This window comes from Rhodoferax sp. TH121, assembly GCF_002251855.1.
In the GTDB taxonomy this organism is placed as follows: Bacteria; Pseudomonadota; Gammaproteobacteria; order Burkholderiales; family Burkholderiaceae_C; genus Allorhodoferax.
On sequence record NZ_NOXW01000007.1, the window covers coordinates 1 to 7,714 of the forward strand.

The following is a 7,714-nucleotide window of genomic DNA, read 5'->3' on the forward strand; positions in this document are numbered from 1 at the left end:
CTGGTGGCGGAAGACTTGAATCCTATCAATGGGCAGTTGGCGAACTGAGCCGGCACTGCGCCGCTAGGGCGGCAGCATCGGGCCCTGACGCTTGCGCGCTCAGGGCCTTTTTTTTGCCAGCACCGTGACGAGTGCCTGGGCCGTGCGCTGCGCGGCGCCGCGGTGGGCTGCGCCCAAACCCAGGGCCGCCTGTTGGGCCGTCTCCAGACGGTGCGGCTGCTGCAACAGGGCCGTGCCACGGTCCACCGCATCGGCCAGATCGGCACATACAAAGGCAGCCTCGGCCTGCGCAGCGAGCTGCGCCGGCTCGGCAAAGTTGTAGGTGTGCGGCCCCATGAAAACGGGCACCCCGCAGGCCGCGGCCTCGATCAGGTTTTGCCCGCCCAAGGGCGCAAAGCTGCCGCCCAGCAGGGCCGCATGGGCCAGGCCAAAGTACAGCGCCATCTCGCCCAGCGAGTCGCCCAGCCACACATCGGCGGCCACCGGACAGTCGGCACCCCACTGGCTGCGGCGCGCCACCGTATAGCCAGCGGCGGTGAATAGCGCGGCCACCTCATCAAAGCGCTGCGGGTGGCGTGGCACGACCAGCCACTGCACGCCATCCGCTATGATTTCAGGAGCTTCTTGCGCAGAATCCACCGGGGCTAGAGGCCTATTTCGCTTCAAAACCTCGATCAACATGGCCTCTTCGCCTTCGCGCGCGCTGGCGAACATCAGCACCGGACGGGCGCTGGCCGTGCGCCAGGCGCGTCCCTGCGCGAGCTGCGTGGCATTGGGCGCCATGTCGAATTTGAAATTCCCCATCACTCCACGCACCGGGGCGCCCAGCTGGCGCAGGCGTTGGGCATCGGCCTCACCCTGCGCCCAGGCTGCGTGCAGGCCCGCATAGGTGTCGCGAGCCAGCGCCCCCCAGCGCCGGGAGCGGCGCAGGGTTTTCTCGCTCAGGCGCGCATTCACCAGGCACAGCGGCACGCCGGCACGGGCGCTCTCGGCCACCAGGTTGGGCCAAAGCTCGGTTTCCATCAGCAGGCCAATCTGCGGCTGAAAGTGGGCCAGGAAGCGGCGCACTGCACCCATCGTGTCCCAGGGCTGCCAGACCTGCACATCACCGGGCTGTAGCAGGCGTGCACCCGCAGCGCGGCCGGTGGCGGTACCGTGGGTGAGCAAGAGGCGCATGCCCGGCAGTTGCTGGCGCAGGGCAGTCACCAGCGTGGCGGCGGCCAGGGTTTCGCCCAGCGAGACCGCATGCAGCCACACGCATGGCCCCTCACCCGGGGCAGGCGCAGGCTGGGTGTAATGCCCAAACCGTTCGGCGATGTGTTCACCATACAGAGGCTCGGCCGCGGCACGGCGGCGCAGCTTACGGCGCACCAAGGGCTGGGCCAACCAGACGGCGGCGGAATACAGAAAGCGCATCATTGGCACAGTACCGGCGTGGCCAGACCGTCCCAGGCCTCCCACACCGCATCCACCGTCGGCTGGGGTTGGCCATACACGCTCACCTGTCGCAGCGGCAGGCGCGGCGCAGTCGCCGCGTCGGTGCCTGCCAGCACCTCGGGCCCGGTGCGCCAGGCGGTGTCAAAGTTGTAGATCTGCACATGCGGCAGGTCCAGTGCCACGGCAATGTGGCTCACGCCACTGTCCACCCCCACCGCACCAGCGCAGTGGGCCAGGGTGTCGGTCATGGCATCCAGAGCCATGGCGGGCCAGACCCAGGCGTCGTGCAGCTGCGCGGCGATGGCTTCGCTGGTCGCCTTCTCGGCCGCGTTGCCATGCAGCAGCGCCACCGCAAAGCCGGCGTGGTTGAGGCGCCGCCCCAATTCCACCCAGGAAGACTGCGGCCATTCCTTGTCGGCCCGCGAGGTACCGTGCACCAGCGCCACCACGGCCTTCTTGGGCACAAAGGGGTTGTCACCCTGCTTGACGGGTTGCACGCTGACCAGCGCACCGGGACGCAGGCCCCATTGCGCCGGGCCTTGCAGCACGTAGCCCAGACCTGCCGCACACAGAATGCGCGAACGCTGCACCGCATGCACATGCGGTTCAATCTCAATGGCCACATCGGCCACCCAGCGCGCCGGGGCCTCGAAGCCCGAGCCCTCGGTCTGGTTGGCCAATCCATACCGCTTGCCGCCGGGCGTGGTGCGCGCCAGCCAGGACACCAGGGCCGATTTGCTCAGGCCCTGCAGGTCGATGACAGCGTCGTACGCTTGCGCTTGCAGCCGGGTCTTGAAGGCCCTCCACTCGCTGCGTGTGCGGGCGGAGAACGGGGCCTTGCGCCACTGCCGCAGCGCGCAGGGAATGACCTGCTGCACGCCCTCGCAACGCGCCACCAGCGGCGCAAACGCAGCCTCCACCACCCAATCGATCTGCGCCTGCGGATAGGCGAGGCGCAGGTCTTGCACGGCAGGCATGGCATGCACCACGTCGCCCAGCGAGGAAAGCTTGACGATCAGGATGCGCGGGACCGCTGGGGTCTGGCTCAATGCGCAGCCTCTTGAAACGTGGCATCGGGCTTGACGCTGCGCAGCAAGGCCAGCATGTCTGCCTCGATACGTTGCAGCGCTGCCTCGGTATGCCCTTCAAAACGCAGCACCAGCACGGGTGTGGTGTTGGACGCGCGCACCAGGCCAAAACCATCGGGCCAATCGACGCGCAGGCCGTCAATGTTGTTAATGACTGCCGGCGCCGCAAAGTCGGCCAGCGCCAGCAACTGCTCGACCAGCGCATGCGGCTGCCCTTCGGCACACGCCACATTGAGCTCGGGGGTCGAGAAGCTGGTGGGCAGCGCGTGCAGCGCGGCGCCCATGTCGGGCGAGCGGCTCAGGATTTCCAGCAGGCGGCAGCCCGCGTAGGTACCGTCGTCAAAGCCGAACCAGCGCTCCTTGAAGAAGATGTGGCCACTCATCTCGCCGCCCAACGGGGCGTCGAGTTCGCGCATCTTGGCCTTGATCAGGGAGTGCCCTGTCTTGTACATCAGGGGCTTGCCACCGGCGGCTGCAATGGCGGGGGCCAGCTGTTGGGAACACTTCACGTCAAACACGATGGTGCCGCCGGGCACACGCGAGAGCACGTCCTGCGCAAACAGCATCATCTGGCGGTCCGGGTAAATGGTCTGTCCGTCGCGCGTGACGATGCCCAGCCGATCGCCGTCGCCGTCAAAGGCCAGCCCCAGCTCGGCATCGCCGGCCTGTAAGGCGGCAATCAGGTCGCGCAGGTTCTCGGGCTTGCTCGGGTCCGGGTGGTGGTTGGGGAAGTTGCCATCGACCGTGCTGAACAGCTCCTGCACCTCGCAACCGATGGCGCGCAGGATGGCCGGTGCCGACGCCCCGGCCACACCATTGCCGCTGTCCACCACGATCTTCAGCGGCCGCGCCAGCCGGATGTCACCCACAATGTGCGCCGTGTAATCGGCCAGCACGTCCACGCTGCGGCAGGAGCCGCCAGGCTGCAGCACCCAGGTTTCTTGCTCCATGTGCGTGCGCAAAGCCTGGATGTCGGCGCCGTAAATGGCACGCCCGCCCAGCACCATCTTGAAGCCGTTGTAATCGCGCGGGTTGTGGCTACCCGTGACCTGGATACCGCTGCGGCACAGCGTGTGGGCCGCGAAGTAGAGCAAGGGCGTGGTCACCATGCCAACATCGATCACCGCCACGCCCGCCTCCAGCAAGCCGCGGATCAGCGCAGCCGACAGGCTGGGGCCGCTCAAGCGGCCATCGCGGCCTACAGCCACGGTGGTTTCGCCCTGGGCCATGGCCACGGTCCCAAAGGCCCGGCCCAGACCCAGCGCAATCTCTTCGGTCAGGGTGCTGGGCACGACGCCACGGATGTCATAGGCTTTGAAAATACTGGGGGAAAGCTGCACGGTACGTCCTCTCTGTGGCCCTGTAGGAATGCCAGGGTCTGTGGCGGCACATTGTAGGCGGCAGCCTCTGCGTTTTTGCCCCAGCCACATGTCCGAAAACGGCGCATTCAGGATCTATGGCTCCGTATCATCCAGCCCATGCACACGCCGTCCCCGCCCTCTGCCGCTGACCATGCGGGCCAGTATCTGGCCCTCAAGGCCCGTGACGCGCGCTTTGACGGGCGGTTCTTTACCGGAGTGACCAGCACCGGCATCTATTGCCGCCCGGTCTGCAAGGTGCGCACGCCCAAGCCCGAGAACTGCCGCTTCTTCGCGCTGGCCTCGCAGGCCGAGGCTGCGGGCTTTCGCCCCTGCATGCGCTGCCGCCCGGAGCTGGCGCCTTCCGGCCTGCAGGCGCTGGGCGCACAGGCCTGGTCCACCCAGGACGCCTCGGCCATCCTGGCGCGCCAGGCCGCACAGCTGCTGGACGCCCCCCAGCTCTGGAGCGACGGTTCACCCAGCATGGGCCAGGTGGCCGAACGTCTGGGCGTGAGCGAGCGCCATTTGCGCCGCATCTTTGAGGCGCTGTGGGGCGTCTCGCCTCTGCAGTACCTGCAAACACGCCGCCTGCTTACGGCCAAGCAACTCCTCACGGACACCGCGCTGCCCATTGCACAGATTGCGGCGCTCAGCGGCTTTGCCAGTGTGCGACGTTTCAACACCGTATTTGCCGCGCAGTACCGGCTGCAGCCGCGCGCGCTGCGAAGCGCGGCGGGCCGGAGCAGTAGCCACGGTTTGCAACTGCGTGCGGCCTACCGCCCGCCGCTGGACGAGGCCGCGCTACTGCGCTTCTTTGCACTGCGCAGCCTGGCGGGCGTGGAACAGGTGGATGTGGACACGCTGCGTCTGTCGCGCACACTGGCGCTGGACTGGGCCGGCCGCACCCTGCAAGGCTGGGTGCAGCTGCAATTTGCCCCTGCCCAGAGCGAGGTGCGCATCACGGTCAGCGAATCACTGGCCAGCGCACTGCCGCTGGTGATGGCGCGCATGCGCAGCCTGCTGGACCTGGACGCGGACCCGCATGCCATCCATGCCGTGCTGCAGGCCAGCTTTCCCAACGGCGCAGGCCTGCGGGTGCCGGGCACGGTGGACGGCTTTGAGCTGGCCGTGCGCGCCGTGCTGGGCCAACAGATCACGGTGCAGGCGGCGCGCACCCTGGGTGCGCGCCTGGTGCAGCGCTTTGGCGCACCGCTGGAGACGCCGCTGGACGGGCTCACGCACCTGTTCCCCACACCGCAGGCGCTGCGCCAAGCCAGCGACGAGGACCTGGGCAGTCTGGGCATCGTGCGCCAGCGCCAGCAGGCCCTACGCGCCATCGCCACCGCAGTGGCCGACGGTCAGCTCACACTCAACCCCAGTGCCGATGTGTCGGCCACGCTGGCCGCCCTGCAGGCCCTGCCTGGCATTGGCGCCTGGACGGCGAACTACATCGCCATGCGTGCACTGCACTGGCCCGATGCGTTTCCGGCCGGCGATGTGGCTTTGCACAAGGCCCTGGGCGTGCGTGAGCAGCCGCGCCCGGCCGTCGCGGCGGAGCAGGCCTCACAAGTCTGGCGCCCCTGGCGCAGCTATGCCACGGTCCGCGCTTGGTCACTCCTGAATTGATAGCTGCTCGCGCACATTCCATGAGGTCTGGAGGCCTATTTTATGAAATTCTCACCCCACACCGTCCGCGCGTCTCTGACCACTCCGCTGGGCCCCATGACGCTGGCTGCCACCGATGCGGCGCTGGTAGGCGCATGGTTTGACGGTCAGCAACACCAGCCGTCTTTTGACGAATGGCCTGTAGATCCCGGGCACCCGCTGCTGCGCGCCGCCGGCCAACAGTTGCTGGAATACTTTGCCGGGCAGCGCCAGCACTTCGACCTGCCACTGGATCTCTCGGGTGGCACCGCCTTCCAGCAAGCCGTGTGGGCGCAGCTGCAGCAGATTGCGAGCGGCAGCACGGTAAGCTATGGCCACATCAGCCAGCACATCCAGAACCCTGCCGCCGTGCGCGCCGTGGGCGCGGCCGTGGGGCGCAACCCCATCAGTGTCATCGTGCCCTGCCACCGCGTGCTGGGCGCCCATGGTGCCCTCACCGGCTACGCGGGCGGGCTGGACCGCAAAATCGCACTGCTGCAACTCGAAAGACCTCTTTGACCTCATCCGCTTCCGTCCCATCCTCTCCTGCCGCACCGGCGCCCGCCTGGGTCACGGAGTTTGTGCTGCTCGCCGCCATCTGGGGCTCGTCTTTCCTCTTCATGCGCATGGGTGCCAAGGAGTTTGGCGCCCTGCCCACGGCCGGCATGCGCGTGGGCATCGCGGCCGTGTTCCTGCTGCCCCTGCTCTGGTACCAAGGCGGGATGGCGGCGCTGCGCCAGCACTGGAAACTGGTCTTCGCTGTGGGGGTGATCAATTCAGCCATTCCCTTCGCCTGCCTGTCGTTTGCGCTGCTGAGCATTTCTACCGGCCTCTCGTCCATCATCAACGCCACGGTGCCGCTGTTTGGCGCACTGGTGGCCTGGATCTGGCTCAAGGACCGCCCGCAAGGTCTTCGCGTCGTGGGCCTGCTGGTGGGATTCTTTGGCGTGGCACTGCTGGCCTGGAGCAAATCCAGCTTCACGCCCGGCACGGGTGGCGGCGCTACCGGTTGGGCGGTACTGGCCTGCTTGGCCGCCTGCTTCTTCTATGGCGTCGCGGCCAGCTTCACGCGCCGCTACCTGGCCGGTGTGCCCTCCATGGTGCTGGCCACGGGCAGCCAGATCGGTGCCACACTGGCGTTGCTGCCCTTCACACTGTGGTACTGGCCCGACCAAGCCGCCAGTGGCTCGGCATGGCTGGCCCTGCTAGCTTTGGGCGTGCTGTGCACCGGCGTGGCCTATGTGATCTTCTTCCGCCTGATCGACAAGCGCGGCCCGGCCAAGGCGTTGACGGTGACCTATGCGATCCCGGTATTTGGCGTGGCCTATGGCGTGCTGTTGCTGGGCGAGACGGTGACGGCATGGATGCTGGTCTGCGGCCCCATCATCCTCTTGGGCACCGCGCTTTCCAGCGGATTTATTGGATCGCGCCCGCCATCACGTTGATGGAGAGCGCTAGCACCAGCATATTGAAGCCAAACGCCGTCACGCTGTGCAACAGCGTGAGGCGGCGCATGGTGCGCGAGGTGACCACCACATCCGACACCTGCGATGTCATGCCCACCACGTGGGCGTAATAAAGAAAGTCAAAGTAATCGGGCGCCTGCTTGCCCGGAAAGTCCAGGCCCGCGCCATGCGCGTGGCCACGCAATTCCTCTTGGTAATAGAGGTGGGCGTAGCGGAAGGCGAAGATGGTCTGCATCAGCAGCCACGACGCCGCGAGCGCCGACATCGACAGGCCCAGATGCGCCACGCGCTGTGCACCGGCCAAGTCCTTGACGTGCTGCAACATGAGCGCAATCGCCGCAAAACTCGCAAACACCGACAGCAGCAAGAGAAAGAACAAGGTCATGCCCGGCTGGTCCTGGGCTTGCGCGCGTGCACGCGTGCGCGCGGCGTCGAACTCCACCGCCAGCCACCAGGCCAGCACTAGGTAGACACTGGCGCCTGCCGTCCACCCCAGCAGGGCACGGGAGGCCAGGGTCAGTGGCACGGGCAGCAGTGCCACCACGGCCCCCACAAGTGCGCCATAGACCAGACGCTGGTGACCCGTGGTTTCAGAGAAGTGCTTGTACATGGGGCGATTGTGGCAACTTCAGACACGCGGACAAGAAAAAAGCCGCTGCATTTGCATGCAGCGGCTTCTTATTTGGCGGAGTGGACGGGACTCGAACCCGCGACCCCCGGC

General features: G+C 67.0%; 7 protein-coding genes. 3 read left to right on the forward strand and 4 right to left on the reverse strand.

Translation table 11 applies throughout. The features are described from left to right. Positions 1-99 precede the first annotated feature (99 nt). From CHU94_RS00045 to CHU94_RS00055, 3 genes are read right to left on the reverse strand one after another with little or no spacing between them, the layout of a single operon-like run. Positions 100-1,419, reverse strand: a complete 1,320-nt coding sequence (locus CHU94_RS00045; protein ID WP_094475482.1) for a 3-deoxy-D-manno-octulosonic acid transferase — start codon at positions 1,417-1,419, stop codon at positions 100-102. Continuing rightward, on the reverse strand, positions 1,416-2,486 hold the full coding sequence (gene waaC / locus CHU94_RS00050) for a lipopolysaccharide heptosyltransferase I (protein ID WP_094475484.1): 1,071 nt from the start codon (positions 2,484-2,486) through the stop codon (positions 1,416-1,418). The genes CHU94_RS00045 and waaC overlap by 4 nt, the downstream gene beginning before the upstream one ends. Then, positions 2,483-3,865 (reverse strand): phosphomannomutase/phosphoglucomutase, encoded by a 1,383-nt coding sequence (locus tag CHU94_RS00055; RefSeq protein ID WP_094475486.1) that lies wholly within the window; start codon positions 3,863-3,865, stop codon positions 2,483-2,485. The genes waaC and CHU94_RS00055 overlap by 4 nt, the downstream gene beginning before the upstream one ends. Before the next feature lie 138 nt (positions 3,866-4,003). Between CHU94_RS00055 and CHU94_RS00060 the strand changes: the two genes are divergently transcribed. From CHU94_RS00060 to CHU94_RS00070, 3 genes are read left to right on the forward strand one after another with little or no spacing between them, the layout of a single operon-like run. Next, positions 4,004-5,509, forward strand: a complete 1,506-nt coding sequence (locus CHU94_RS00060) for an Ada metal-binding domain-containing protein (protein WP_094475488.1) — start codon at positions 4,004-4,006, stop codon at positions 5,507-5,509. Between the two features lie 42 nt (positions 5,510-5,551). Next, positions 5,552-6,046 carry a methylated-DNA--[protein]-cysteine S-methyltransferase gene (locus CHU94_RS00065; protein WP_094475490.1) on the forward strand — a complete coding sequence of 165 codons (495 nt, stop codon included), beginning with the start codon at positions 5,552-5,554 and terminating at the stop codon, positions 6,044-6,046. Continuing rightward, the gene (locus CHU94_RS00070; protein ID WP_094475493.1) at positions 6,043-6,972 is read left to right on the forward strand and encodes a DMT family transporter; all 930 of its coding nucleotides are present in this window, start codon (positions 6,043-6,045) and stop codon (positions 6,970-6,972) included. Before CHU94_RS00065 ends, CHU94_RS00070 begins: the two co-directional genes overlap by 4 nt. Here CHU94_RS00070 and CHU94_RS00075 read toward each other — a convergent pair. Beyond that, positions 6,944-7,603 (reverse strand): DUF1345 domain-containing protein, encoded by a 660-nt coding sequence (locus CHU94_RS00075; protein ID WP_094475495.1) that lies wholly within the window; start codon positions 7,601-7,603, stop codon positions 6,944-6,946. The genes CHU94_RS00070 and CHU94_RS00075 overlap by 29 nt on opposite strands. Positions 7,604-7,714 lie beyond the last annotated feature (111 nt).

Coding starts and splice junctions, on each gene's coding strand:
- CHU94_RS00045 (WP_094475482.1), bottom strand. CDS start 1,419: ATGATGCGCTTTCTGTATTCCGCCGCCGTCTGGTTGGCCCAGCCCTTG.
- CHU94_RS00060 (WP_094475488.1), top strand. CDS start 4,004: ATGCACACGCCGTCCCCGCCCTCTGCCGCTGACCATGCGGGCCAGTAT.
- CHU94_RS00065 (WP_094475490.1), top strand. CDS start 5,552: ATGAAATTCTCACCCCACACCGTCCGCGCGTCTCTGACCACTCCGCTG.
- CHU94_RS00075 (WP_094475495.1), bottom strand. CDS start 7,603: ATGTACAAGCACTTCTCTGAAACCACGGGTCACCAGCGTCTGGTCTAT.